The 25,796-nt window shown below is 71.7% G+C and carries 24 protein-coding genes; 15 read left to right on the top strand and 9 right to left on the bottom strand.

Translation table 11 applies throughout. The features are described from left to right. Positions 1-27 precede the first annotated feature (27 nt). Together FFT21_RS11245 and FFT21_RS11240 are read left to right on the top strand one after the other, a co-directional pair. Positions 28-906, top strand: a complete 879-nt coding sequence (locus tag FFT21_RS11245; RefSeq protein WP_137813742.1) for an ABC transporter ATP-binding protein — start codon at positions 28-30, stop codon at positions 904-906. A gap of 209 nt (positions 907-1,115) precedes the next feature. Next, positions 1,116-1,985 carry a hypothetical protein gene (locus tag FFT21_RS11240; RefSeq protein WP_137813741.1) on the top strand — a complete coding sequence of 290 codons (870 nt, stop codon included), beginning with the start codon at positions 1,116-1,118 and terminating at the stop codon, positions 1,983-1,985. Between the two features lie 54 nt (positions 1,986-2,039). Here the strand turns inward: FFT21_RS11240 and FFT21_RS11235 are convergent, their stop codons facing one another. The 5 genes from FFT21_RS11235 to FFT21_RS11215 form a co-directional block, all read right to left on the bottom strand. Beyond that, positions 2,040-2,705, bottom strand: coding sequence for a hypothetical protein (locus FFT21_RS11235; protein ID WP_137813740.1), 666 nt, complete (start codon positions 2,703-2,705; stop codon positions 2,040-2,042). Between the two features lie 63 nt (positions 2,706-2,768). Beyond that, entirely contained in the window at positions 2,769-3,881 is a 1,113-nt protein-coding gene (locus FFT21_RS11230) for a hypothetical protein (protein ID WP_137813739.1), read from the bottom strand. A 128-nt stretch (positions 3,882-4,009) separates the two neighbouring features. Beyond that, entirely contained in the window at positions 4,010-4,807 is a 798-nt protein-coding gene (locus FFT21_RS11225) for a hypothetical protein (protein WP_137813738.1), read from the bottom strand. Between the two features lie 26 nt (positions 4,808-4,833). Further along, the gene (locus tag FFT21_RS11220; protein WP_137813737.1) at positions 4,834-6,315 is read right to left on the bottom strand and encodes a hypothetical protein; all 1,482 of its coding nucleotides are present in this window, start codon (positions 6,313-6,315) and stop codon (positions 4,834-4,836) included. Beyond that, entirely contained in the window at positions 6,312-6,797 is a 486-nt protein-coding gene (locus FFT21_RS11215) for a YbaB/EbfC family nucleoid-associated protein (RefSeq protein ID WP_137813736.1), read from the bottom strand. The genes FFT21_RS11220 and FFT21_RS11215 overlap by 4 nt, the downstream gene beginning before the upstream one ends. A gap of 388 nt (positions 6,798-7,185) precedes the next feature. Between FFT21_RS11215 and FFT21_RS11210 the strand changes: the two genes are divergently transcribed. Further along, positions 7,186-7,599 carry a DUF4259 domain-containing protein gene (locus tag FFT21_RS11210; RefSeq protein ID WP_192909480.1) on the top strand — a complete coding sequence of 138 codons (414 nt, stop codon included), beginning with the start codon at positions 7,186-7,188 and terminating at the stop codon, positions 7,597-7,599. Here FFT21_RS11210 and FFT21_RS11205 read toward each other — a convergent pair. The 3 genes from FFT21_RS11205 to FFT21_RS11195 all read right to left on the bottom strand — a co-directional run bounded on the left by FFT21_RS11205 (position 7,578) and on the right by FFT21_RS11195 (position 10,784). Further along, on the bottom strand, positions 7,578-7,943 hold the full coding sequence (locus FFT21_RS11205) for a GNAT family N-acetyltransferase (RefSeq protein WP_225978303.1): 366 nt from the start codon (positions 7,941-7,943) through the stop codon (positions 7,578-7,580). The genes FFT21_RS11210 and FFT21_RS11205 overlap by 22 nt on opposite strands. A 72-nt stretch (positions 7,944-8,015) precedes the next feature. Further along, positions 8,016-9,530 carry a sodium:solute symporter gene (locus FFT21_RS11200; RefSeq protein ID WP_137813734.1) on the bottom strand — a complete coding sequence of 505 codons (1,515 nt, stop codon included), beginning with the start codon at positions 9,528-9,530 and terminating at the stop codon, positions 8,016-8,018. Between the two features lie 78 nt (positions 9,531-9,608). Further along, complete coding sequence (locus tag FFT21_RS11195; protein WP_137813784.1) at positions 9,609-10,784, bottom strand: anhydro-N-acetylmuramic acid kinase; 1,176 nt, start codon at positions 10,782-10,784, stop codon at positions 9,609-9,611. Between the two features lie 181 nt (positions 10,785-10,965). Here FFT21_RS11195 and ftsY point away from each other — a divergent pair, with 181 nt between their 5' ends. From ftsY to FFT21_RS11160, 7 genes are all read left to right on the top strand, one after another. Continuing rightward, complete coding sequence (gene ftsY / locus FFT21_RS11190) at positions 10,966-12,375, top strand: signal recognition particle-docking protein FtsY (RefSeq protein ID WP_137813733.1); 1,410 nt, start codon at positions 10,966-10,968, stop codon at positions 12,373-12,375. A gap of 495 nt (positions 12,376-12,870) precedes the next feature. After that, positions 12,871-13,317, top strand: coding sequence for a hypothetical protein (locus tag FFT21_RS11185; protein WP_137813732.1), 447 nt, complete (start codon positions 12,871-12,873; stop codon positions 13,315-13,317). Further along, complete coding sequence (locus tag FFT21_RS11180) at positions 13,317-14,720, top strand: putative T7SS-secreted protein (RefSeq protein WP_137813731.1); 1,404 nt, start codon at positions 13,317-13,319, stop codon at positions 14,718-14,720. Before FFT21_RS11185 ends, FFT21_RS11180 begins: the two co-directional genes overlap by 1 nt. A gap of 25 nt (positions 14,721-14,745) precedes the next feature. After that, positions 14,746-15,237: a DUF1795 domain-containing protein gene (locus FFT21_RS11175; RefSeq protein ID WP_137813730.1), complete on the top strand. Its 492-nt coding sequence runs from the start codon at positions 14,746-14,748 to the stop codon at positions 15,235-15,237. After that, a complete protein-coding gene (locus tag FFT21_RS11170; RefSeq protein ID WP_137813729.1) occupies positions 15,234-15,713 on the top strand; it encodes a YbaB/EbfC family nucleoid-associated protein in 480 nt (159 codons plus the stop codon). Before FFT21_RS11175 ends, FFT21_RS11170 begins: the two co-directional genes overlap by 4 nt. 8 nt (positions 15,714-15,721) lie before the next feature. Next, entirely contained in the window at positions 15,722-16,423 is a 702-nt protein-coding gene (locus tag FFT21_RS11165; protein ID WP_225978301.1) for a DUF3137 domain-containing protein, read from the top strand. 13 nt (positions 16,424-16,436) lie between these two features. Beyond that, entirely contained in the window at positions 16,437-16,808 is a 372-nt protein-coding gene (locus tag FFT21_RS11160) for a DUF4333 domain-containing protein (RefSeq protein WP_137813727.1), read from the top strand. Positions 16,809-16,823: 15 nt separating this feature from the next. Here the strand turns inward: FFT21_RS11160 and FFT21_RS11155 are convergent, their stop codons facing one another. Beyond that, positions 16,824-17,603 (bottom strand): IclR family transcriptional regulator, encoded by a 780-nt coding sequence (locus tag FFT21_RS11155; protein ID WP_137813726.1) that lies wholly within the window; start codon positions 17,601-17,603, stop codon positions 16,824-16,826. A 214-nt stretch (positions 17,604-17,817) separates the two neighbouring features. Here FFT21_RS11155 and aceB point away from each other — a divergent pair, with 214 nt between their 5' ends. The 5 genes from aceB to ffh all read left to right on the top strand — a co-directional run bounded on the left by aceB (position 17,818) and on the right by ffh (position 25,792). After that, complete coding sequence (gene aceB / locus FFT21_RS11150) at positions 17,818-19,395, top strand: malate synthase A (protein ID WP_137813725.1); 1,578 nt, start codon at positions 17,818-17,820, stop codon at positions 19,393-19,395. Positions 19,396-19,633: 238 nt separating this feature from the next. Next, a complete protein-coding gene (locus tag FFT21_RS11145) occupies positions 19,634-21,013 on the top strand; it encodes an ammonium transporter (protein ID WP_192909479.1) in 1,380 nt (459 codons plus the stop codon). After that, positions 21,010-21,348, top strand: coding sequence for a P-II family nitrogen regulator (locus tag FFT21_RS11140; RefSeq protein ID WP_137813724.1), 339 nt, complete (start codon positions 21,010-21,012; stop codon positions 21,346-21,348). The genes FFT21_RS11145 and FFT21_RS11140 overlap by 4 nt, the downstream gene beginning before the upstream one ends. Further along, the gene (locus FFT21_RS11135; protein WP_137813723.1) at positions 21,345-23,750 is read left to right on the top strand and encodes a [protein-PII] uridylyltransferase; all 2,406 of its coding nucleotides are present in this window, start codon (positions 21,345-21,347) and stop codon (positions 23,748-23,750) included. The genes FFT21_RS11140 and FFT21_RS11135 overlap by 4 nt, the downstream gene beginning before the upstream one ends. A gap of 509 nt (positions 23,751-24,259) precedes the next feature. Beyond that, positions 24,260-25,792 carry a signal recognition particle protein gene (gene ffh, locus FFT21_RS11130; protein WP_137813722.1) on the top strand — a complete coding sequence of 511 codons (1,533 nt, stop codon included), beginning with the start codon at positions 24,260-24,262 and terminating at the stop codon, positions 25,790-25,792. Positions 25,793-25,796: the final 4 nt, after the last annotated feature.

Here is a 25,796-nt window from a genome sequence, read left to right as displayed (position 1 = left end):
CGGTCGCTGCCGATAAAGTGCTACCTCGTGTTGGTTACACACGGGCTCACCAAGGTCTACGACGGCCGCACGGTGGTCGATCGGGTGAGCTTCGAGCTTCAACCGGGCACCGTCACCGCGTTCCTCGGGCCGAACGGGGCCGGTAAGTCCACGACCCTGCGCATGATCTGTGGTCTCACCGAGCCCGACCACGGCGAGGCGAGAATCGCGGGCCGGCGGTTCGCCGAGTGGCCCAACCCGTCGTACGTCGCCGGCGTGCTGCTGGACGCCGCCGCGGTACACCCCGGCCGGACCGGTCGCGGCTACCTGCGGACGTCGGCGCTGGTGTCCGGGGTGCCGACCCGGCGGGTGGACGAGGTGCTGCACCAGGTGGGGCTCGCGGACGCCGCGAAACGGCGGATCGGCAAGTACAGCCTCGGCATGCGCCAACGGCTCGGCCTGGCGCACGCGCTGCTGACCAACCCGCCCATGCTCATCCTGGACGAACCGATCAACGGTCTCGACCCGGAAGGCATCCGCGCCATCCGCCAGTTGCTGCGCGACCATGCCGCCCGCGGCGGCACGGTGCTGCTGTCCAGTCACGTACTGTCCGAAGTGGACCAGACGGCCGACCGGGTGCTGATGATCGGCCACGGCCGGATCGTCGCGGACGGCCCGCTCCGCGACATGCTCAGTTCCCGCCGCACCCGGGTACGCACCACCGACCTGGCCACCCTGGGCAACGCGCTGCAGCAGGCCGGTATCCGGGTCACGCAGGTAGGTCCCGACGAATTGTCGGCCGAGGCCGAGACCGCGAAGGTGTCCGAGATCGCCTTCGCCGCACACGTCCAGGTGCTCGGGCTCAGCGAGGAGCACGAGAACCTCGAGGAGATCTTTTTCCGGCTGACCAGCGGAGGGCAAGGGTGAACCCGCAGCATCCACAGACGCCGCAGCCGTGGGCGCCAGGGGTTCCGCCGGCGCCGACAAGCACGCCCTACGCCCCGATGGCCCCCGCCGTCCCGATGGCCGCTCCGTCCACCTGGCCGGCACCGGGTGCCGTTCCGCCGGCTCCGCAGCAGCCGACGACCGCCCCACAGCAGCCGCCCACGGCGCAGCCGGCCGTGCCGTTGTCTTACATGCCGCAGCCGAGTTGGCCGCCGCCGGCCATGCAGCCGCCGATGCAGCCGCCGCCGAGCGCACCGCAGCCGGGAATGCCGATCTCCGGCGGGATGCCGGGCCTGGGTCCGCAGCCGCCGTGGCTGGCCATGGCACTGCGGCGTCCCCGGTTCGCCCGGCTGGTCGGTGCCGAGTTCCGCAAGTTCGCCGCCACCATCAGCGACCGCATCCTGCTGGTGGTCGGCCCGGTGGCGATGATCGCCTTCGGGTCCCTGGCCTGCACGCAGAACGTCTTCGAGGGCACGTGGCAGGCCCAGATCCTGCCGCTGGCCACCATTCTGGTTTACGGCCCCCTGGTGACCAACTGCAGCCTCGTCAAGCTGGTGTCCGGGGAATGGCAGTACCGCAGCGCGCAACCGACACTGCTCGTCCAGCCGTCCCGACTGCGCTACATGGCGGCGCAGAGCGTGGTCGCGCTCGCACTGTGGATCGTGCACGCCCTGATCGCGCTGGTGCTGTACAGCCTGCTCGCGCCGCCGTCCATCGAGAACCGCGACGTGCAGTCGCTGCTCGGCCTGCGGCCGGGCGCGGTGGTCGCCACCGCGGTGGTGGGCGCGCTGGTCGCCGTGGCGTGGGCACTGATCATCGGGTTACTGCTACCCAACGCGGCCGCCGCGCTGACGACCTACCTGGTTTCCGTGGTGGCGTTCACGACGTTGTCCGGTTTGGCGCCGAACGTCGCGGCATGGTTCAGCCCGTTCCGGATTCCCCTCGCGGTCGCGGCGGCGGACGACGCGCTTCCACCGGCGTCCACCTACATCGCGGCGGCGCTGCTGGTCGGCTTGGCGCTGGTGGCGGTACTGCGCTACCGAAAGCGTGAGGCTGCCTGACTTCATGGTCGGGTACGCCGTCGAGCGTGCCCGGCCTTCCAAACCGGTTCGGTTTCAGGAGGAGGCCAGCGAGCCGCCGTCCGGGTCGATGGCGGAGAGCAGCGCCTCGGCCATGTGCTGCGCCCGCGGGCACGTTTCCCGGCCGATCGCGCGGCCCTGCTGGCGATCCGCCGTGACGTCGACGTTGTCGAACCGCTTGTCGAAGAAGCTCAGGCTGAGAACGGCGGGCGACCCGGTTTGCACGGTGATCTGACAGCCCTTGCCAAGCATCGTCTGCTGGAACTCGTAGGCGGCGTAGTAGCGGCCGAGCAGGATTAGTCGCCGGAAGTGGTCTCCAGGTCCGTTGTTCCATGCGGACTCCCAGGGATCGGGATGCCCGGGCTGGGGCTCCTCCGCAGCGACGAAAACCTCGCCGCCGTCAACCTTGAGGTCGCACAGTTTGTGCCGGCTGGAGCGTTGGAATGCCGCCACGTTCGCGGGGTCGTTCGGGTCGACGCCCATCGCTTCGACTACCGAGCGGTTGGCGGCCAACTGCGAGCAGTCGCCCGCGAACGGCGAAGGACGGTCGGTCCGCACCGGCAGCCTGTCGTAGGCGATCGAGTCGGCCGGCAGCGTCGGCGCCGGCTTCGCGGGTGACGGGGCGGGCGCGGTGGAACACGCGCTCACCGCGACGGCGATGAGTCCGAGCAGTACCCGGGAGGCCACCGAGATCGTGCGCACGAGATCGGAATCTAGCGGCCCCCCACCGATGGGACGTGCCGATCGGGAAAAGTGTGAGCCGCGTCAGTCCAGTGGCTGCCATGCGCCGGGCGGGACGACGGTCGGCGACGCCGGCGCGTAGGCGGGCGGGGGTGGCAGCGTCCGCCCTTCGCCCGTGTCGACCGGGCGGGTCATAGGAAGGTCATACCACGTTCGGCGTTCCGGTCCGAGGTCGCTGGAGATGGGGTAGCGCATGCTGACCCATTGCCGCAGGCGGATGTCCGCAGCGAGGTCGGCGGCGTCCGGCGTGCAGATCAGCCACTCGGTCATGGGTCCCCACAGCCAGAGCGCGGGGCCGTCGACCCGGTCGAGCCGGATCTCGCTGCGCGCATCCTGAGTGAACCAGCGCTGGGCGAGCCGGGGCGACATGCCGGTGAGCCGGCCGGCGCGCACGACGTGCAGCGCGGCCAGTGGCACGGTCGCGGCCGAGGGCGGCACCGGCGGCTCGGTGACGACGGAAGGCTCACCGAGGACCGGGTCCTGGCTCAGCAGCAGCCGCCGAGCGGTCACCGTCAGCCGCAGCGGCGGTCCGGAGGAGCGCAGGACAATCTCGTAGTCCCGCAGTCGCTCGGGATAGGGCAGTTCGGATGGCGGGCCGGGCGGCTCCGCGTCGATCCCGGCGGACGGTTCCGATACCGGAAGCGCGGTCATGGGTTGCCACACCCCGTGCGTGAGGCTGGGCGGATAGTCGGGTGTGTCCCTGCCTCTGCCTGGTCGCGGACCGTCGGGTCCGGTTTCGCGGAGGGACGGGGCACGCTGCCACACCTCGTTGGCCGCGAAGCCGCCCAGCCGCGCTACTCGCCGCCGGCGGCGCTCGATCTCCTGGGCGAGTTGCTGTGGCGCGGTGGTCGTGACGAACCAGTCGTGCATGGACCGCAGCCAGACCGCCGGTCCATTGGTACACGCGACTTCTTGCACGCGAATGCCGTCGGCGTCGTGCGGACGGAACTCGAACGGCTTGTCCCGTCCGCGGAGGGTGCCCGGCTCTGCGACCCGCACGCCGGCCAGCGGAAACATCGGCGGTCCATGGCCGATCTTGGGCTGTGCGGGCTCGACCGGAGCGCCGTCGCGCAGCACGCCGAAGCGCAGGCGGTCAAGTTCGAGGATGAACGCCGGCTGGAGGTCCTCTTCGGACACTTGCTGGCGTAGTTTGCGTGGTATCCGTACCCGCCCGTCGACCGGGACCACCAACGGCGCGTCCGGACACCACGGCCACAACCCTGGCAACACACCCGCGGGCTGGGGTGAGGGCGGTCGGGCGGCGGTCATGGGGCTCCTTGCGCTGGTGGAGCGGCAGCTTCTCGGGGCGGAACCAGTTCCGGCGGCACCTTTGACAACATCTCAACCAGAAAGTCCAGGGCGGGAAAAACGAGGTCGGGTTCGAGGTGGCCGCACTGTTCGACGCTGAGTGTGTTCTCGGCGAACTCGATTCCGCTCAGCGGACCAGAAACGTCGGTATATGCCGTGGTCCGGTGGTGCCCGCGCAGCCATCCGGCCAGTTCGGGGCCCATGATCCGCCGAACGAATCCGAGGTCGCTACACCGGACGAGAAAGCGGTCATCGAATTCGAGAATCCCGGTCGCCACCGCTCCAGCGTTGACATCCGACACGAAAGCTCGGTAGGAATCCCGCTCCTTGTCGGTGCGCTCGGTGATTCGCAATGGGGGAACCGCCTGCGCCAAAGGGATGCTCACTCGGACGATGCTGGTGAAGTTGCGCTCGCCCATGCTGTTATTGGGATCGTTGACGTGGAAGGTGAAACCGGTCTGTTCGGTGCGACGGAAGGCCGTGAACCGGACGCCGTGACGAATGCCTTCGACGTGGTCCAAGGGTTGCCCGGTCGGCGTACCGAACCCACCGGGTGGTGACGTGTAGTGGACGCCGGCCGCGCGGTACCGCTCAGCAAGGTCTCCGGGCCGGACGCGTGTGTTGTGGCCCTTGCGGGAGCGGACCACGACGCGCCCGACGATACCCAACACCACGAGTGCGGCGATCGGCACGAACGGCGCGAGGTTGGAAGAGCCGGCAGCGAGCGGCATGCTGCCGAGCAGGTTGGGGTCCACCGGCCAGGTCCCTCCATCGAGGATGGTCAGATGTCCAGCTCGCGATCGATCGTGTCGTCGTCCTGAAGGTTGCCATGGAGGCGGTCACTGACCATCTTGTACCCGCCGTCGGCGTAGCGAGCGTAGGTGTTGACCGCCTTGGCGTAGCTGTCGACTGTCTTCGTCACATCTCCGTCTGGGTCCTTGCCCGGCGTGGGGAACGCCTCGCCGATGCGCTTGTCGACGCTCTTCGCGACGGCGTCGGAGAGCGTCTTCGCCACCTTGCCGAGCTTTTGGTCCTCTGCCACCTTGTTCGTGAAGGTTTCGCCGATCTTGGAGTTCTTGAGTACCGCGCGGACCTTCTGCAGCACCTCCATGATTCGTGACAGCAGTTGGCGGACCTTGTTGACCTCGGCGGTGGCCTTCGTCGTCGCCGCTGCCGCTTCCGCAGCCGACGCGCCGGCCGCGACCGCTTCCGAACCTCCGGCGGTGACCGGTGCGGCGAGTTGAGCGGCCACCCAGGTGACCACCAGCCACTCGATGAGGTCGCTGAGGATGCCCTTGATGATGTCCTCGGCCGCCTTCATCAGCAGGCTGCTGCCCTGCAGCAGGGCCGCGACGTGACCGGCGGTGCTGGCGGTGCCCGCGATGCCGTCGTGGAAGTGGGCGAGTTTCACCGCGGCGGCGTCGGCCGCCCTGCCGTTCCAGCTCCGTAGCCCCGTACGGAGGTGGTCGTCGTAGGTCCGGGCCAGTTGCTCGGTCTGCTTGGCGATGTCGTTGAAGGTGGTGGCGGCCTTGCTCGTGGCGTCCGGGTCGCCGGTGACCAGGTCGACGGCCTGTTTCAGCGGCGCTACCACGTTGAGCAGCCACCCCAGCCCTTTGCTGATCAGGAAGTTGAGCGGGTCCGCGATCGCCCCGGCCAGGGTGATGCCGTCCTGGATGTAGGTGTTCATGTCGGCCAGGACGGCGACGACGTCCTTGCCGATCGCCTCGGCGTCACCGGCTTTGGCGTCCTGGCCAAGCTGCAGGCTGTCCTTGACGATCAGGTAGCTGCCGTTGACCAGCGGCACGGCTTTCGCCGTCTGCGAGACCAGGTTGCCCTTGCCGCTGTCGATGGCCCACTGGCGGCCGTAGTTGGCGCCGAGCCCGTCCAGGTTGGAAGGGGCACTGGCGGCCGCGGTCATCACCGCCGAGGGTCCCGTGGCGTGGTCCAGCCGGTTGGCCAGGATCTGGTTGAACGCCTCGGCGGCGGTGCGCTCGTTGTCGTGGTACGAGCGGGCGGTGTCGGCCAGGGCGGCGCTGATCTTGTCGAAGCCGGTGGACATTGTCGTGTAGTGCGTGTGCAGCTCGCCCAGCAGCGTGTCGTACTGGCTGTACAGGCCCATCAGGTGACCGAGCACACCCCAGCTGATCTCCGGCACCGACGCACCGGTCGCGGTGTTGTTCAGACCGGACGACTGCGTGGTTAACGTGCCGACCTGGTGGGCGCAGTCGGCGATCTCACCTGGGTGGACGACGAGATCGGTCACCACGACTCCTTCCGGAACACACCACCGAAGCCCTCATCCTCCTCGTCCTGCGGCGTCGGACGCGTGCTTGGCCGGGTCGCGGTGGGCGGGTTGGCCGGCTCCCCGGGCAGTGTCTGCTGTGCCTTCGCGACGCGATCGCTGATCCGGATGTTCTCGCCGACGAACTCCTGCACCAGGGCGGCCTGCTGCCGGGCCGCCGCCGCGACCGCCTGCTGGATGGTGGCGGTGACGATCTGGGAGAGCTGGGTTGGTGTCAGCCGGGTGGCCTGCTCGGTGAAGCTCACCTGCTGGACCGCGCCGCCCGCGCCGGCGACGGCGGTCACCGACCGGTCCGGTGCGGTCGCGCTCGCGTGGATCGCGGCGCACCGCTCCTTGAAGTCGTCGTAGGCGGCCAACCGGCTCTCCGCGGCCCGGTTGGCCTCCTCGATCCGCGCTAGCCCCTGACGCATCTGCTCCAGCAGCACTGCGCTGCGGCCGTCCACCCTGTCTCCCCCTCCACCGTCGATGCCTCGCGGTTTCCCTGTGCTACCGCGCGGGCAGGAGCCGGATCACTCAATCCCTATCTGGGATGTGCTTCGAGCACGACCGGTTCCGGATCACTGTCACCCGGACGGAGGTGCGGGCCCCTGTGCGGAAGGCGTCGGCCAATGGGGATGACGCGCTGCGGAGCTCTCGCCGGCAGCAGGCAGCGGAGGGCGACGAACTGAACACCGAACCGAACTTGGGTGCGGCGGTCGTGGGCGCGGGCGGAGGGTGATGTTCACCTCGGCGGGGTGTTGTCAGCGGCCATCGCCGGAAGGTGAGGATTGTGCTGAGATGGTGCCCTACGTGCCACCGGGGGCGTTGGACGCGGGGAGGACGAGTCGCGAGATGGGGTCTTGGGGAACCGGGCCGTTCGACAACGACGACGCCCGCAGCTTCGTCAACGACCTGGTCGAGCTGCCCGCGCCGGAGGCGCGGGAAGCGCTGGAGGCGGCGCTGCGCACCGTCGCCGACCCCGACGGCGACCTCGGCGTGATCGAGGTCAACGAGGCGATCGCGGCGGCGGCGATGGTGGCCGGCCTGGTCGAGGACGTCCTGCCGGAGGACGACTACGCGATCGAGCGGTGGGCCGACGTGGAGAAGCCGCCGACGCTGGACGAGGACCTGCGGCAGCTCGCCCTCACCGTGCTGGACCGGGTGGGCGACCCGGACGACAACGAGTGGTACCAGGTCAAGGACGAGACCGACGAACTCGAGGACGCGCTGGCGGCGCTGGAGCCCTACCGGGACGCGCTGTCCTGATCGCCGTTCCGGCTCGGCAGCAACTCCGCGTCGGCCGGGAGCACCAGGTCGGCGTACTCGGGATGCCTGGTGATCCAGCGGGCCACGTACGGGCACTCGGGGCGCACGGTGAACTCGTGGTACCGGGCGTCGTCGAGCGCGCCGCGGACCAGCCGGCCGGCCACGCCGGTGCCCCTGAACTCCGCACCGACCTCGGTGTGCGTGAACACCAGCGTCCCGTTGTTCCGCCGGTACTCCGCCTGCCCGGCGAGTTCTCCGTCCACGTAGGCCTCGTAGCGCTGCCGGTCGGGAGCGTTGTGCACGTCCAGGTCCATGTCCGGCTCCTCCGTCGGGGTGTAGGACATGACATCGTTTCCCGAACCGCTGATCGGGGAAACCACCTCGGGACGCGGATCACGCCGGCCGCCGAGCCCGCATCAGGCAGCCGTCTCGGCCTTGGCCGGTGTCTCCACCGGGCTGGGGGTGCCCCGGTGCCGCAGCGCCAGCGCGCCCCCCACCACCAGGCTGACCAGCGCACCCAGCGCCGGGTACCAGGGAAACGCCAGTGCCGCCGAGGCACCGTTCGGGCCGGGCAGCCGCACCCCGAGGATCACCACGGCCATCACCGCCACCGTGGCGAGGAACGCGATCAGCGCGTCCACCTGGCTGGCCCTGGCCACGAACAGGCCGAGCAGGAACGACCCGAGCAGCGCGCCGTAGGTGTAGCCGGTGATGCCCAGGCCGAGCACGATCACCGGGTCCCTGGTGGAGGAGAACAGCGAGGCGAACCCGACGAACACCGCCGCCCACACCAGCGTCCACAGCCGGCCATACCGCAGCACGTGCCGGTCCGGCAGGGCGCGGCGGGTGAACCGCTGGTACAGGTCGGTCACGGTGGACGAGGACAGCGCGTTCAGCGCCGAGGCCAGCGCCCCCATGGTGGACGCGAGCACGCCGGCGATGAGCAGCCCGGCCACCCCGACCGGAAGCTGGCCGACGATGAAGCGCGGGAAAACGTCGTCGGTGCTGGACAGTCCCATCGCCTTCGGCGAGGCGCCCCCGTAGAACACCCACAGCATCGCGCCCACCAGCAGGAACAGTCCGAACTGGACGAAAACCAGGATGCCCGAGCCGATCAGCGCGCGCCGGCCGTCGCGCAGGCTGCGGCAGGCCAGCAACCGCTGCACGATGAGCTGGTCCGCGCCGTGCGAGGCCATCGAGAACACCGCGCCGCCAATCACCCCGGTGACCAGCGTGTACGGGTTGGTCAGCAGGTGCGACGCGAGGTCGACGAACCGGAACCGGCCAGCTCCCGCGGCGGTGTGCGCCCAGTCCGCCGGGAGCTTGCCGAGCAGCACGACGGCGGCGACCACCGCGCCGCCCAGGTACAGCGACAGCTGGATCACGTCCACCCAGACCACCGAGCGGATGCCGCCCACGTACGCGTAGACCACGGTGAGCGCGGTCAGCCCCACGACGATCTGCCAGTAGGCGGCGTGCACGCCGAAGCCGTCCAGGATCGCCTTGATCGGGATGGCCCCGGCGAACAGCCGCACCCCCTCGGCGAGCAGCCGGGTCACCACGAACGCCACCGACGCGGTGCCCTGCAGCACGCTGCCGAACCGCTGGCCGAGATACGCGTACGCGGTGACCAGGTCGCCGCTGAAGTAGCGGGGAAGCAGCAGGACCGCGGCGATCGTCCGGCCGACGATGTAGCCGAGCGCGAGCTGCAGGAAGGTGAACCCGCCGCCCCACACCAGGCCCGGCGTGCTGATCACGGTGAGCGTGGATGTCTCGGTGGCCACCACGGACAGGCACACCGCCGGCCACGGCAGTGACCGCTCGCCGACGAAGTAGTCGCTGGCCGAGCGCTGGCGGCGGCCAAGCAGCACGCCCAGCGCCGGCATCGTCAGCAGGTAGGCCACGATGATGACCAGGTCAACGGGATGCACGGGAACTCCTTCCGCCGCCGGTTCACGCCGCGGCCCGGTGCACGCGGTGGTCGCCCGCCGTGCCCCGGTCCGCCCCGATCATTGACGCCCTCCGCCGACCGGCAGGGCCGCGTCGAGCAGCCGCAGCCGGGAGATCGGCCGCCGCCACGGTGCGGGCAGCCGTAACGGCGCGCGGCCCGGGGTGATGCTGCCGAGCAGCCGGGGTCCGCTCGCGCCGGTGGCGCTCGGCGGGTTGGCCGGCACCCCGTGCCAGGTGAGGAAGCCGAGCAGGGCGGCGAGCACGGCCTCCTTCGCGTCGCTGGGCAGGCCGAGGTCGTCGCTGGTGGACAGCGGTACCGGGTCGAGCCGCCTGGCCAGCGCGGCCATCAGCGTCGGGTTGCGTACCCCACCGCCGGAGGCGATCACCCGGCCCGCCCGGTGCGCCAGGCACGCGTCGGCCACGGTGGCCGCGGTCAGCTCGACCAGGGTGGCCAGCAGGTCGGTGTCCTCGATCGGCGGCAGGCCACGCACCGCACGGCGCAGGTAGCCGAGCCGGAAGTGCTCCTTGCCGGTCGACTTGGGCGGCCGCATGGCGTAGTACGGGTCGGCGAGCAGGGTGTCCAGCAGGTCGCGGCGCACGGTGCCGCGCGCGGCGAGGCGGCCGTCGGTGTCGAGGTCCAGTCGGCCGTGCGAGATCAGCCGCACGGCCGCGTCGAGCAGCGCGTTACCCGGCCCGGTGTCGTAGGCCAGCGGCTCGTCCGCGCCGCTGACCACCGTGATGTTGGCGATGCCGCCCAGGTTCACCGCCACCGCCGGACGGTCCGCGCTGGCCATGCCGGCCAGCCACAACCGGTCCAGGGTTGCCGCCAGCGGCGCGCCGTGCCCGCCGGCCGCCACGTCCCGGGCGCGCAGGTCGGCGACCACGGGCAGGCCGGTCGCCTCGGCGATCCACGCCGGCTGGCCGAGCTGCAGCGTGCCCAGGCAGCGGCCGTCGCTCACCCGGTGCGCCACCGTCTGGCCCAGCGAGGCCACCAGGTCGGCGTGCCCGCCGGCCAGCTCGTCGATGCCGCGCACGGCCGCGGCGGCGAACGCCTGTCCGGCCGCGGTGTGCAGCTCGCACAACTCGACCGTGGTGCACGCGGCCGGCGGCAGGCTGCCGATCAGCGCCTCGCGCACCCGATCGGGGTAGCCGGCGGTCAGGTGGCCGCGTAGCGCCACCTCCAGCTCGGCGCCGGCCATTCGCAGGTCCGCGACGGCGACGTCGATGCCGTCCATCGACGTTCCGGAGATCAGGCCGACCACGCGACACGGCTCCACGGAGTGTGATCTACGTCAAAGCGCAGGTGAGCACAAGGGCAGTTGTGAATTCTTTACAAAGACTTAGGCCAAATACGTGAAAATTCCGCCTTAGCGCCGTTCCCGGCGCGGGTCCGGCCCCGGATGCGAGGATGGCGACGTGTCGAGCCACGTACTGATCCTGATCGTCGTCCTCGCCTTGGTGGTGTTCGCCATCGCGGTGGTGACCGGCCTCGTGCTGGCCCGCCGGCGCCGGATCAAGCTCGACCAGCGCCGGGCGAGTCCCGCCGAGCGGCAGGGCTACCGCGCCGGCGGCGGCATCAGCCTGGCACCCGGGGGCGACCCACGGACCGCGCCGCCACCCCCGGCCGGGGAGCGCCCCGAGGTGGACGGCGAGCCCGCGGTGGGCGAGGACGCGGCGGTGCCCCGGGACGCGCCGCGCCGCGACATCCTCGACGTCTCCCTGCCCGGTGGCACCACCACCGCGGAGCCGGCCGAGCGGCAGGAACCGCCCACCGACGCGGTGGCCCCGGAGGCACCGGCCGAGGTGGTGCCGGACGTCAGCGCGCCGGCCGCCGCAACCGAGGCCGTCCCCGTGCCGGACACCGTTTCCGTCCCCGGGCGGGTCGCCGAACCGGTCGAGGAGATCGCCCCGCCGGCCGGCCGGCTGGAACGGCTGCGCGGCCGGCTCTCCCGGTCCCGGTCCGCCCTCGGCCAGGGGCTGCTCGGCCTGCTCGGCGCGGGCGACCTGGACGAGGACTCCTGGGAGGAGGTCGAGGACACCCTGCTGCTCGCCGACCTCGGCGGGGCCACCACCACGGAGATCGTCGAGCGGCTGCGCGAGCGACTCGCCTCCCGGGCGGTGCGCGACGCCGAGGGCGCCCGCGCCGTGCTGCGGGACGTGCTGATCGACGCGCTGCACCCGGACATGGACCGGTCCGTGCGCGCCCTGCCGCACCAGGGCGCGCCCGCGGTGGTACTGATCGTCGGGGTGAACGGCACCGGCAAGACCACCACGGTCGGCAAGCTGGCCCGCGTGCTGGTCGCCGAGGGGCACAAGGTGCTGCTCGGCGCGGCGGACACGTTCCGCGCGGCCGCCGTCGAGCAGCTCACCACCTGGGGCGAGCGGGTCGGCGCGGAAACCGTGCGCGGCAGGGAGGGCGCCGACCCGGCGGCGGTCGCCTTCGACGCGGTCAAGCGCGGCGTGGAGTCCGGGGTGGACGCCGTCCTGCTGGACACCGCCGGCCGGCTGCACACCAAGACCGGCCTGATGGACGAGCTGGGCAAGGTCAAGCGGGTGGTGGAGAAGCAGGCCGAGGTGGACGAGGTGCTGCTCGTCCTGGACGCCACCACCGGCCAGAACGGGCTCACCCAGGCCCGGGTGTTCTCCGAGGTGGTCGACGTGACCGGGATCGTGCTCACCAAACTGGACGGCACCGCCAAGGGCGGCATCGTCTTCCAGGTGCAGCGCGAGCTGGGCGTGCCGGTCAAGCTTGTCGGCCTCGGCGAGGGCGCCGACGACCTGGCCCCCTTCGAGCCAGCCGCGTTCGTGGACGCGCTGCTGGGCTGACCTCGAATCGGCGAGGCGATGCGGTAGGCGACGCCGGCGTCCTGGATACGGTCCAGGTCGTCGGGGGCGATGCGCGGCCGCGCGGGGCTTCCACCAACCGCGACGGCCGGTGACCGGCCGGTCGCGGAGCGGACGCTCGATGCGCTCCAGCCGGCCCAGTACGGCGGCTGGCGTGGCCGGAACGCGGTCGACCACCGCCGGCATCGCCCGCGCCACGGACTCGGCGATCGCGTCCACCAGGGGCGCCGGGATTCCCCCACCGCGCCATGATCGCAGGCTCGCGTGCGCCGCCCTGGGTCGCCCGATGTGCGCTGGGTCACAAGATGGCCTGGGAACCACGGCGGGACGTCGCCACGTCCCACCCGCCGCACGGGCAGGGCGCATCCGGACGCCGTGCCACGGAGTTGACAAAACTGATCATTCCGAAAATCGTCAGCCGAACAGGTGAGCGGCCTGCGCCAAAGAGGTGACGGGCGCGGCGGCTGGAAGGGGCTCATGAGCGACGGGTTCGACGCGGTTGCCGATGAACTGCGTCGGGCGGCGGGTTCGATCGCCGACGCGGTCGGTGGCGTCGCCGGCATGGTGTGGCAGGGGCCGAGCGGGGACTACGGGCACCGCGGCGTGCAGGCAGGCTGGGCGCGGTTCGTCGAGGACCTGAAGGCCCAGATCCAGAAGCTGCACGACCGGGCGCACCAGCACGGCGACAACCTGATCGCCGCGGCCGCCGGCTACCTCGAATCCGACGCCGAGGCGGACGCCGCCCTCGACAGGGTCGCCGGACTGCTCGACTCCGCCGGATCAGCCGCCGGGGTCGCCACCGGTGGCGGTGGCGCCGGCGCGCCCGGCGGGTTCGTCAACCCCGACATCGCCAGGCGACTCAACCCGGGCATGGCCGACAGCACCGCACCAGCCGGCAACGGGAACGAAGGGCCTCTCTACTGATGGCGGCGGAACTGGGGCAGACGTCCGATCCGCGAGAACTCATTCCGGGCGAGCCCGAGGCGATCGCGAACGACCTCCGCACGTTGGTCCGCAACGTCGAAGTGATCGACCGGATTGGCGCCGGTCTCGGCGGGGTCGACCCGGGGCGGTGGACCGGCGCGGCCAGCACCGCCTTCCGGGATGCCTTCGGCGCCGAACCGCCCAGGTGGCTGCGGGCAGTGGACATCGCCGCGGAGGGTGGCCGGTCGCTCGCCGACTACGCCGACGTGCTCACCTGGGGGCAGGGCGAGGCGCAGCGGGCGATCGAGCTGTACACCCAGGCGCAGGCCGCGAGCCGCGCGGCCGCCGCGCAGTACGAGATGCGGACCGAGGCCGCGGCGGCCGGCGGTCAGACCGTTGCCCCGTTCCAGGACCCCGGGCAGTCCATGGCGCAGGCCGCGCAGGCGATCCTGGACAACGCACGCGGGAAGGTCGAACAGGTCGGCGGCGCGGTCGCCACGGCCTTCGGATTCGAACCGGACGGCCACGGCGGCTTCAAGAAGTCCCTCGGTGAGGACAGGGAGTTCGGCGCCGACCACCGGAAGAAGAACAAGGTCTGGGACAAGCAGAAGAAGGAGTGGGTCGAGGAGGACCCGGGCGGCTGGCAGAAGGGCCGGGGCGGCAGGAGCTACCAGCGCGAGTTCGGTGACCCGGCCGACGGCCTGCTCGGCGACAAGATCGCGGGCACGCTCAAGGCGCTCGGCATCGACGTCCCGGAGCAGACCTGGGAGGCGTCCGCCGGCGTCGACGTCGCGCACGGCAGCCTCGAAGGGGACTTCAAGTCCGGACCGTTCTCCGGAAAGGGAACGCTCGAAGGCTCGGTGCTCGGTGCCGACGCGAAGGCGGACGCCGGGGTGGGCCCGCTCGGCGCGCACGCGGCCGCCAGCGCGGAGGCGTACCTGGCCAGGGGCAGCGCGGAGGGCGAGGTCAAGCTCGGTGGCCACGCCGGTGTCTCGGGTAAGGCCGAGGGTATGGTCGGCGCCAAGGCGGAGGCGCAGGGCAGCGCCGGCTGGACGGGCGCGCAGGGCAGCGCCGAGGCGTTCGCCGGCGCCAGGGCCGAAGGCGAGGCCAGCGCCGAGGTCGCCGGGGTCGGTGCCGGTGTGCACGGCGAGGCGTGGGCGGGTGCCGGCGCGGAGGCCAGTGGCCAGTTCGGCATGGGCACCGACGGCAAGTTCCATGTCGGCGGATCGGTCGGGCTCGCCCTCGGCGTCGGCGGCAAGGTCGGCTTCGACATGTCCGTTGACCCGCACGAGGTCGTCGACACCGTGCACGACGTGGCCGGCGATGTCGGTCACGTGGCCGGCGATGTCGGGCACGGGGTGACCAGCGCGGCCAAGGATGTCGGCCACTTCCTTGGCCTGTAGGGACCGATCGGAAAGAGGCGACGTGGTGGCATCCACGATTCCGGTGCCCATCGAGTTCTCGCTGCCCGAGGGGTGGCGATCGGTGCCCCCGGACGAGGTCGGCGCGCCCGAGGCCGCGTTCGTCGCGCTGCGCCCGCCGGCCAGCCAGGGGTTCACCACGAACATCACGATCAGCGGCGAGGTCCGGGGCGAGGACATCCCGCTCACCGCCGTCGCCGACGAGGTGCTGGACCGGCTGCGGACCGGTGCCCGCGAGGTGAAGGTGGGCCGGCGCAGCGAGGTCGGCTCGCCGGCGAACCCGGGGCTCACCCAGGCCGTCCGGATGCGCCTCGACATCAACGGCCGGCCCACGGATCTGGTCCAGTTGCAGGTGTTCCTCGGCATGCGGGACACCCGGGACCCGCGGCGCCGTGCCGTGCTGCACATCGTGCTGACCGCGCTGCCCGACCGGTTCGACGCGGTCGTCGGCGAGTTCCAGAAGTTCCTTTCCACCATCCGCCCCGAGGGTGTTCGATGAGTGAGACCGCCAGGCAACTGCTGCGCCGCATCGAGGCGATCGACACCGCGGCCGCGAACAACCGCCAGCGCGCGGAGACCTACCAGCGGATGGCCGACGAACTCAAAGGCGTCGAGGGCCGCGCCAGCTCACCGGACGGGGTGGTGACCGTGGTCGCCGGCCCCGGCGGCGAGATCACCTCGATCACGTTCAGCGAGCAGGTCCGCGCCATCGCGCCGGCGGCCCTGTCGGCCACCGTCCTGCACACCATCGCCGCGGCACGGGCCGCCGCGGCACGGCAGCAGGCCGAGGTCGTCCGCCGCGGGCTGGGCGACACCGAACTGCTCGACCGGGTGCTCGACGCCGACGAGCGGCTGTTCGGTGACCGGCGCCCACGGGACCCCGCGCCGCCCATGGCCATCCGGCGGCCGGAACCCGTCGAGGACACCTACTTCGAGGACTTCAACGTGCTCCGGCGGCCCGGGCCCGGCCGATGAGCCCCGGAGTGGCGATCGCGATCGCCGGAGCCGGCTGCGTGCTGGTGTTCGCCGGAATCGCGTGGCTGGTCATCTGGCTGAACCGGTCGAACGCCGCGGCGGAGAAGGCGGCGCTGGGCCGGCTCCAGGAGGAGGCCGCCAGGCGGGGCTGGACCTTCGCCGAGCGCGACGACCGCTACGTCGACGTGTACCACGCCCAGGTGCAGCTCACCGAGCGGAACCCGTTACAGCCGCTCACCCCGCTGCCGAGAGCCAGCGCCGCCCGCGACGTCGTCACCGGCACGCACCGCGGCCGGCCCTTCCTGGCCGCCTCGTTCACCGTCCACCACCGGCACGAGCAGATCACCCAGCGGTGCATCTGGGTACGGACGCCGGCGCCCCGGCCGCCGCTCACCGTGCGCCGGGTGGGCCGGGCGCAGCGCACCGTGGACGCGGCACTCGGCCAGTATCCGAGCATCGGCGATCCGGCCTTCGACGAGCGGTTCGAGGTCAGCACCGGCGACGAGCGGTTCGCCCGCGCCGTGCTCAACCCGAGGATGACCAACTTCCTGCTGAACGAGGACCGGCAGTTCCGGGGATTCGCGCTGCTCGGCGACCAACTCGAGGTGCTGGACCCGGTGAGTGACCACCGCGATCCCGCCGAGTTGATCCCGGCACTCGACCTGCGTTGCGACATCCTCGACCTGATCCCCGCCGACGTATGGAAATGAGAGGTATCTCCGCGTGTTCCGTACCGTCCGCGTGGTCGTGGTGCCGGTGTTGTGCCTCGGGGCGGTGGTCAGTGGCTGCCGGACGTACTCGACGACCACCAGCGGCCCGTCGTTCACGGCGGTCCGCCCGGTGACGTCCAGGGACGACCTCGAACGGAACGTCTCCAGCGCGCTCAGCGGGAAGTTCGGCGGTGACCCGTACACCGTGAAGTGCCCGGATTCGTTCCTGCTCCTGGGAAGGAACGACAGCACCCGCTGCGAACTGACCCGCGGCGGTGCCCGGTACGGCGTCACCGTCACCCACGCGCTGGATGACAAGGACAGCCACGGCAGGATTGTCAGATACCGCTACGTCGTCCAGGTCGACGACCAACCGCAGCGCTGACGGCGTCCGCACCGGTCAGGCGGTCATCGGGTGGGCGGCCTGCTGGGAGAGCTGGTCGGCGATCCGGCGGACCACCGGGACGATGCGGGACACGGCCTGCTTGGTCAGCCGGCCCTGCGGGCCGGACACCGAGACGGCGGCCAGCGTGGGGCCGCCATCCAGCGGCACGGCGACGCAGCGCACGCCGAGTTCCTGCTCGCTCTCGTCCAGCGCGTAACCCTGCTCGGCGATCCGGCGAAGCTGCCGGATCAGTTCCTCGGGGTCGGTGATGGTGTTCGGGGTGAACGCCGGCATGCCGGTGCGGGCCAGCAGCGCGCGCACGTCGTCGACCGGCAGCCGGGACAGGATCGCCTTGCCGACGCCGGTGCCGTGCGGCAGCACCCGACGGCCCACCTCGGTGAACATCCGCATCGAGTGCCGGGACGGCACCTGGGCCACGTAGACGACCTCGTCGCTTTCCAGCACCGCCAGGTTGGCCGTCTCGCCCACCTCGTCGACCAGTTCGGCCAGCAGCGGCCGCGCCCAGGTGCCGAACTGCCGGCTGGCGGTTTCGCCGAGGCGGATCAGCCGGGCGCCGAGGGCGTACCGGCGGTTGGTGTTCTGCCGGACGTAACCGAGCGTGACCAGGGTGCGGATGAGCCGGTGGATCGTCGGCAGCGGCAGCCCGGAGGCGGCGGCGAGTTCGGAGAGGCTGGCCTCGCCGCCCACGTCGGCCAACCGCTCCAGCAGGTTGAACGCGCGTTGCAGCGACTGCACGCCGCTGGAGGGCTCGCGGGCGGGCTTCTCCGGCGCCACGGCGGCTCCTTTCCCTTCGCGAGTCGCCGCGGGCGGTCGGTCCGCCCGCAGCCGCTCGGCAGGATCGTTGCGGCTCCTCTCCCCGCTCTTCCGCTGCGGATTGTAGAGAGGAGGGATCTACTGAATGGTGTGCCTCACAGGCGTTGAGGTTCCATGATGCAAAAACTACAGTCCGCACCGTAGAAACGCATGCGACCAGAAGAAGGTGCTTCCGATGACCGACGTCCGTGTCCTCGGCGAGCCGGTGGAGCGCGGGGACGAGATCCTCACCGGGTCGGCGCTGGAGTTCGTGGCCGGCCTGCACCGCACGTTCGCCGCCCGCCGGGACGAGCTGCTGGCCCGCCGCGCCGAGCGCAGGGCGATCGCGGCGCGTACCGGGAAGCTGGACTTCCTTCCCGAGACCAGGGAGATCCGGGAAGCGGACTGGCGGGTCGCGGACGCGCCCGCGGACCTCCGGGACCGCCGGGTGGAGATCACCGGGCCGACCGAGCGCAAGATGACCATCAACGCGATGAACTCCGGGGCGAAGGTGTGGCTGGCGGACTTCGAGGACGCCAACACGCCGCACTGGCACAACGTGGTCGCCGGGCAGGTCAACCTGTACGACGCGGTGCGCAGGAAGATCGAGTACACCTCGCCGGAGGGCAAGCACTACGCGCTGAATCCCGACGTCCAGCCGCCGACGATCGTGGTCCGGCCGCGCGGTTGGCACCTCGACGAGCGGCACATCCTGGTGGACGGCCAGCCGGTGGTGGGCGCGCTGGTCGACTTCGGGCTGCACTTCTTCCACAACGCCCGCGAGCTGCTCGACCGGGGCAGCGGCCCGTACTACTACCTGCCCAAGATGGAGAGCCACCTCGAGGCGCGGCTGTGGAACGACGTGTTCGTGCACGCGCAGAAGGCGCTGGGCATCCAGCCCGGCACCATCCGGGCCACCGTGCTGATCGAGACCATCCCGGCCGCGTTCGAGATGGAGGAGATCCTCTACGAGCTGCGCGAGCACGCCTCCGGGCTGAACGCCGGCCGGTGGGACTACCTGTTCAGTGTCATCAAGTACTTCCGCGACGCCGGCTCGACGTTCGTCCTGCCCGACCGCAACAGCGTCACCATGACCGCCCCGTTCATGCGCGCCTACACCGAGTTGCTGGTGCGCACCTGCCACCGGCGCGGCGCGTTCGCCATCGGCGGCATGGCCGCGTTCATCCCGAGCAAGGACCCGGAGGTCAACGAGCAGGCGTTCGCGAAGGTCCGGGACGACAAGGCACGCGAGGCCGGCGACGGCTTCGACGGCTCGTGGGTCGCGCACCCCGGCATGGTCGAGCTGTGCCGGGAGGAGTTCGACAAGGTCCTCGGCGAGAAGCCGAACCAGGTGGACCGGCTGCGCGAGGACGTCAAGGTGACCGCGGACGACCTGCTCGACGTGGCGGCCACGCCGGGGCGTGCCACCGAGGCCGGGCTGCGCGGCGCGGTCGACGTGGGCGTCCGCTACATCGCCTCCTGGCTGGGCGGCAACGGCGCGGCCGGCATCCACAACCTGATGGAAGACGCCGCCACCGCGGAGATCTCCCGCTCGCAGGTCTGGCAGTGGGTGCGCAACGAGGTCCGCCTGGACACCGGGCAGCGGGTGACCCCGGAACTGGTCCGCACGGTGCTCACCGAGACGGTGGACGCGCTGCGCGGCGAGGTCCCCGAGAAGAACCTCGAACTGGCCCGTAACCTGTTCGAGGAAACCGCGGTGAACGACCACTTCGTGGATTTCCTCACCCTGCCGGCCTACCAGCACATCAGCTGAGCGTGAGGGCGGCTCGGCGCCGGACCGGCGGCCGCGTGCCGCCGGGCCCGGGGCCGCGACCAGCGCGGACGTCTCGGCCCGGCGCCGGGCCACCCGACCGTGAGCATCCGGGCGACATGGACGAAACACAGCCGTAACGTCGCAGGGGTGCTAGTTCACGCCGGCGAAACGTACGGCGAAACCGGGTGAAACAGCGTCCCCCGATCCTCACCGGCACCAAGCGTGGACGGGAGGACGGATGAACGCAGGAGATACGGCCTGGGTACTGGCCAGCGCCGCCCTGGTCATGTTGATGACTCCGGGGCTCGCGTTCTTCTACGGCGGAATGGTCCGCTCGAAGAGCGTACTCAACATGCTCATGCTGAACTTCATCGCGCTCGCCGTGGTGAGCGTGCTGTGGGCGCTCTACGGCTACAGCCTGTCGTTCAGCAACGACGCGTTCTCGGGGCTGGTCGGCAACCTGGATTTCGCCACCCTGAAGAACACCATGGGGCACCTGGTCGGCGCGGCCAGCCCGGACGGCAAGACGCCGTGGCCGGGACCGGACGCCATACCGGCGCTGTCGTTCGTGATGTTCCAGCTGATGTTCGCGGTCATCACCCCGGCGCTGATCTCCGGAGCCATCGCCGACCGGGCCAAGTTCTGGTCCTGGACGCTGTTCATGGCCCTCTGGGTGACCATCGTCTACTTCCCGGTGGCCCACTGGGTGTTCAACTTCAACGGCTACACCGGCGCGGACAACAAGGGCGGCTGGATCGCCAACACCCTGGGCGCGGAGGACTTCGCCGGCGGCACCGCGGTGCACATCAACGCCGGTGCGGCCGGTCTCGCGCTGGCCATCGTGCTGGGCCGGCGGGTCGGCTGGCGCAAGGATCCGATGCGCCCGCACAACGTGCCGTTCGTGCTGCTCGGCGCCAGCCTGCTGTGGTTCGGTTGGTACGGGTTCAACGCCGGCTCGGCGCTGTCCGCGGGTGACCTCGCCGCCACCGCGTTCACCAACACCACGGTGGCCACCGCCGCCGCGGTGCTCGGCTGGCTCATCATCGAGCAGATCCGGGACGGCAAGCCGACCACGGTGGGCGCCGCCTCCGGCGCGGTCGCCGGACTGGTGGCGATCACGCCGGCCTGTGGCTTCGTCAACCCGCTCGGCGCGCTGGCCATCGGCGTGCTCGCGGGCGCGCTGTGCGCCCTGGCGGTGGGCCTGAAGTACAAGCTGGGCTTCGACGACTCGCTGGACGTGGTCGGCGTGCACCTGGTCGGCGGCCTGGTCGGCACCCTGCTGATCGGCTTCTTCGGCACCAGCAGCGCCAACCCCGGCATCGCCAAGGACGGCTTCTTCTTCGGCGGCGGGTTCAGCCTGCTCACCAAGCAGGCCATCGCGGCCTTCGCGGTGATGGGTTACTCCTTCATCGGGGCGCTCGTGATCGGCTTCCTGATCAAGGTGACCATCGGCTTCCGGGCCGCCAGGGATGTCGAGGTCGCCGGCATCGACGAGGCCGAGCACGCGGAGAGCGCGTACGAGTTCGGCGGCTTCAGCGGCGGTAGCGTCCGCGGCACCGGCGGCAAGGCGGTGGACGGCGCGGGCAGCGCCGCCGTCCTGGAGGGGAGCAAGGCATGAAGCTGGTCACCGCGATCGTCAAGCCGTTCGTGCTGGACGACGTCAAGTCGGCGCTGGAGCAACTCGGCGTGCTCGGCATGACGGTCAGTGAGGTGCAGGGCTACGGTCGCCAGAAGGGGCACACCGAGGTGTACCGCGGCGCCGAGTACGCCGTCGACTTCGTGCCCAAGCTGCGGGTCGAGGTGGTCACCGACGACCTCAACGCGGACAAGGTGGTGGACGCCGTGGTCGGCGCCGCCCGCACCGGAAAGATCGGTGACGGCAAGGTCTGGGTCACCCCGGTGGACACCGTGGTCCGGGTCCGCACCGGCGAAAGGGGCGCCGACGCGCTGTGAAAGACGTCGTTGGGGGAGCGGCGGATGACCTGGTGCGGGCGCGGGAGCGACTGCTCGCGCCCGCACCGGGACAGCGCAGACTCGCGCCCGGCGCCCTCCGCGAGGCCCTCACCGACCTGCACGAGTTCTGGCTCGCCGCGCATGCGACGGCGGCCGGCGTACGGCCGGAGGGCGGCGGGGTGGCGCTAGCGGCGGTCGGGGCGTTGGGCCGGCGGGAACTCGTCCCGTACTCCGACCTCGACCTCGTCCTGGTGCACGACGGGCGGCAGGACGTCGAATCGATCGCCGAGAAGCTCTGGTACCCGCTGTGGAACTCGGGTATCGGGTTGGACCACTCGGTGCGCACCGTCGGGGAGGCGCTCCGGGCGGCCGAGTCCGATATGCGGACCGCGCTGGGCCTGCTGGAGGTCCGGCACGTGGTCGGGGACACCGACGTGTCCGGCCGGCTCGCCGACGCGGCACGGCAGGCGTGGCGCGTCGGCATGCGCAACCGGCTGGACGAGTTGACCGAGTCGGCGCGGCGCCGCTGGGCGCGCAGCGGCGAGGTGGCCCACCGCGTCGAACCCGACCTCAAACATGGCCACGGCGGCCTGCGCGACCTGCAACTGCTGAACGCGCTGTCCATCGCCCAGCTCATCGACCGGCCCGGCGCCGAACTCGCCGAGGCCCGGCACCTGCTGCTGGACGTGCGCACCGAACTGCGCCGGATCGCCGGGCGGGCCCGGGACGTGCTGCACGCCCAGGACGGCGACGAGGTGGCCGGCGCGCTGGGCATGGCGGACCGCTTCGAGCTGGCCAGGGCGCTGTCGTCGGCCGGTCGCACCGTGATGTACGCGCTGGACGTGGCGTTCCGCGCGGCCCGGGCCGCGCTACCGGCCCGCCGGGGCCTGGTCGAGTTCGGCCGCTCCGCGCTGCGCCGCGGCCCGGCCCGCCGGCCGCTGGACGAGGGCGTCGTGCTGCACGGCGAACCGGACCGCGGCGCCGAGGTCACCCTGGCCCGGGACGCGCAACCCAGCCGCGACCCCGCGCTGCTGCTGCGGGTGGCCACCGCGGCGGCGCGCAGCCGTCACCCCATCGCCACCGGCACCCTCGCCACCCTCGCCGACTCCGCGCCCGAACTGCGCCGCCCGTGGCCGGCCGCGGCCCGGGAGGAGTTGATCGCCCTGCTGGGCACCGGCAGCGGGCTGGTCGACGTGGTGGAGGCGCTGGACCGCACCGGCCTGTGGGGCCGGCTGTTCCCGGAGTGGGGCTGGGTGCGCGACCTGCCACCCCGGGACGCCGCACATATCTGGACCGTGGACCGGCACCTGGTGCAGGCCACCGCGCGGGCCGGCCGGCTGGTCACTACCGTGTCCCGCCCCGACCTGCTGCTGCTCGGCGCCCTGCTGCACGACATCGGCAAGGGTCGGGACGCCGACCACTCCGTGGTGGGCGCCGCGCTGGCCACCCAGGTCGGCGAGCGGATCGGGCTGGCCGAGCGGGACGTGGCCACCCTGGCCGCGATGGTCCGCCACCACCTGCTGCTGCCGCACACCGCCACCCGCCGCGACATCGGCGACCCGGCCACCGTGCACCGGGTGGTCCAGGCCGTCGGCGGCGACCTGGTGCTGCTGGAACTGCTGCAGGCCCTCGCCGAGGCGGACTCGCTGGCCACCGGGCCGGGCGTGTGGAACGACTGGAAGGCGGCGCTGATCGCCGACCTGGTCGATCGGTGCCGCTCGGTGCTCGCCGGCGAGCCGCTGCCCAAACCGGAGCCGCTGGACGACGACCAGCGCAAGCTCGCCGAGGCGGTCGCCGCGTCGCGCCGGCCGGACGTGCTGCTCACGGAGACCGACCACACCGCCACGGTGACCGTGGTGGCCCCGGACCGGCCCGGCCTGCTCTCCCGGGCCGCCGGGGTGCTCGCGCTGAACTCGCTGGAGGTGCACGCCGCCGTGCTGCGCAGCCACGCCGGCGTGGCGGTGGACGTGTTCAGCGTCTCGCCCCGGTTCGGTTCGCTGCCCGACGCCACCCTGCTGCGCGAGCAGTTGGCCAGGGCGGTGGACGGCAGGATGCCGCTGACCGACCTGCTCGCGGCCAAGGAGCGGGACTACGGCGGCGGGCCGCCGGCGGACGCCCCCACCCCGAGGGTGCTGTGGTTCGACGACGAGGCCACCGGCGCGACCGTGCTGGAACTGCGCGCCACGGACCGGATCGGGTTGCTGCACCGGGTGGCCGCCGCGCTGGAGGGCTGCGGCGTCAATGTCCGCTGGGCCAAGGTCGCCACCCTGGGTGGCACGGTGGTCGACTCGTTCTGCCTGAGCATGCCGCCCGGTCAGGACGGGGGCGCGCCCGGGCGCGGTATGCCCGACCCGGTGCAGCGCGGCCGCATCGAGCGCGCGGTGCTCGCCGCCGCCCGCTGACCCGGCCCCTACCCGCCCCGCCCACGACACCAGGCCGCCGAGGCCAATGACCGCTCCCGCCCGCGCCGCCCGCCCGCGGCGCGGGCGGTGTGCTGCGTGGCCCCCGCCACCCGCGTGCGGGACTGCACCCGGTCGGGACTGCGTAGCACTACCCATCCGGGTTCGGGGGCGATCACGCTCTTTCCCCGGCCGCCGAACCGGCAGGCTCTTCCTTGCCGATGCGGTACGGGGGAACCGCGGCAGGGGATCACCACGACCGGGGGTGACGTGGTGCACCGGGACCTGCCGCGGCCCGGGGGGACGCGACGCGGCGGGGGAGGCACCCGGCACGGGGGTCCGGGTGGCGACGGGGATCGTGGCTCCGTCGCAGCGTGAGCCGTTCGGGGCGGCCCAGTGAGGGGTTGGGCCGCCCCGAAACGGTGTCTGCCGCATCCGCCGGCCGCGGCCCGTTACCCTCGTCGGGGAACTACTGTCGGGGAACCACTGACGTTGCGAGGTCTGGCGGCACCGTGTTCGACACCCTCTCCGATCGGCTCACCTCGGTCCTTTCCAACCTCCGCGGCAAGGGCCGGCTCTCCGAGGCCGACATCGACGCCACCTGCCGTGAGATCCGCATCGCCCTGCTCGAGGCGGACGTCGCTCTCCCGGTGGTGCGCTCCTTCATCGGGCAGGTCAAGCAGCGGGCCAAGGGCGCCGAGGTGTCCCAGGCGCTCAACCCGGCCCAGCAGGTCGTCAAGATCGTCAACGAGGAGCTGATCGGTATCCTCGGCGGCGAGACCCGGCGGCTGAATCTGGCCAAGAACCCGCCGACCGTGATCATGCTGGCCGGTCTGCAGGGTTCCGGTAAGACCACGCTGGCCGGCAAGCTGGCCCGCTGGCTGGCCGGCCAGGGGCACACCCCGATGCTGGTCGCCGCCGACCTGCAGCGGCCGAACGCGGTCACCCAGCTCCAGGTGGTCGGCGAACGGGCGGGCGTGCCGGTGTTCGCGCCGGAACCGGGCAACGGCGTGGGCGACCCGGTGGACGTGGCCCGCCGCAGCATCGACGAGGCCCGCCGCGCCCAGCACGACGTGGTGGTCATCGACACCGCCGGCCGGCTGGGCATCGACGAGGAGATGATGCGCCAGGCCGCCGACATCCGGGACGCGGTCCAGCCGAACGAGACGCTGTTCGTGGTCGACGCGATGATCGGCCAGGACGCGGTGACCACCGCCGAGGCGTTCCGGGACGGCGTCGGGTTCACCGGCGTGGCGCTCACCAAGCTGGACGGCGACGCACGCGGCGGTGCCGCGCTGAGCGTCCGGCAGGTCACCGGCCAGCCGATCCTGTTCGCCTCCAACGGCGAGAAGCTGGAGGACTTCGACGTCTTCCACCCGGACCGGATGGCCAGCCGCATCCTCGGCATGGGCGACCTGCTCACCCTGATCGAGCAGGCCGAGCAGGCGTTCGACGCCAAGCAGGCGGAGGAGGCCGCGGCCAAGATCGGCAGCGGTGAGCTGACCCTGGAGGACTTCCTGGAGCAGATGCTCGCCGTCCGCCGGATGGGCCCGATCGGCAACCTGCTCGGCATGCTGCCCGGCGCCGGGCAGATGAAGGACGCGCTGGCCCAACTCGACGAGAAGCACCTGGACCGGGTGCAGGCGATCATCCGAGGCATGACCCCGCAGGAGCGCGCCGACCCGAAGATCATCAAGGGTTCCCGCCGGGCCCGCATCGCGCGCGGCTCCGGGGTGTCCGTGAGCGAGGTCAACGACCTCGTGGACCGGTTCTTCGAGGCGCGGAAGATGATGCAGCAGATGGCCGGCCGGTTCGGCATGCCAGGCGTCGGCGGTGGCCGCAGGAGCAAGAAGGGGAAGAAGGGCAAGAAGGGCAAGGGCCGCGGCCCCACCCCGCCCAAGGTGCGCGGCGGGTTCCCCGGCGGCATGCCCGGCCTTCCCCCGATGCCCCAGGGCGGCGGCGAGCTACCACCCGGGTTCGGCGGCGGGCTGAACGACCTGCCACCCGGCTTCGACCCGTCCAAGCTCAAGTTCGGCAAGAAGTAGGCCG

Source organism: Gandjariella thermophila, from assembly GCF_005405885.1.
Classification (GTDB): Bacteria; Actinomycetota; Actinomycetes; order Mycobacteriales; family Pseudonocardiaceae; genus Gandjariella; species Gandjariella thermophila.
Note: the sequence above shows the minus strand (reverse complement) of the source record. Positions and strands in the feature narration are given on the sequence as shown.

Coding starts and splice junctions, on each gene's coding strand:
- FFT21_RS11140 (WP_137813724.1), top strand. CDS start 21,010: ATGAAGCTGGTCACCGCGATCGTCAAGCCGTTCGTGCTGGACGACGTC.
- FFT21_RS11210 (WP_192909480.1), top strand. CDS start 7,186: ATGGGGTCTTGGGGAACCGGGCCGTTCGACAACGACGACGCCCGCAGC.
- FFT21_RS11180 (WP_137813731.1), top strand. CDS start 13,317: ATGGCGGCGGAACTGGGGCAGACGTCCGATCCGCGAGAACTCATTCCG.
- FFT21_RS11185 (WP_137813732.1), top strand. CDS start 12,871: ATGAGCGACGGGTTCGACGCGGTTGCCGATGAACTGCGTCGGGCGGCG.
- FFT21_RS11195 (WP_137813784.1), bottom strand. CDS start 10,784: ATGGACGGCATCGACGTCGCCGTCGCGGACCTGCGAATGGCCGGCGCC.
- FFT21_RS11170 (WP_137813729.1), top strand. CDS start 15,234: ATGAGTGAGACCGCCAGGCAACTGCTGCGCCGCATCGAGGCGATCGAC.
- FFT21_RS11205 (WP_225978303.1), bottom strand. CDS start 7,943: ATGTCCTACACCCCGACGGAGGAGCCGGACATGGACCTGGACGTGCAC.
- FFT21_RS11240 (WP_137813741.1), top strand. CDS start 1,116: ATGCCGCAGCCGAGTTGGCCGCCGCCGGCCATGCAGCCGCCGATGCAG.
- aceB (WP_137813725.1), top strand. CDS start 17,818: ATGACCGACGTCCGTGTCCTCGGCGAGCCGGTGGAGCGCGGGGACGAG.
- FFT21_RS11145 (WP_192909479.1), top strand. CDS start 19,634: ATGAACGCAGGAGATACGGCCTGGGTACTGGCCAGCGCCGCCCTGGTC.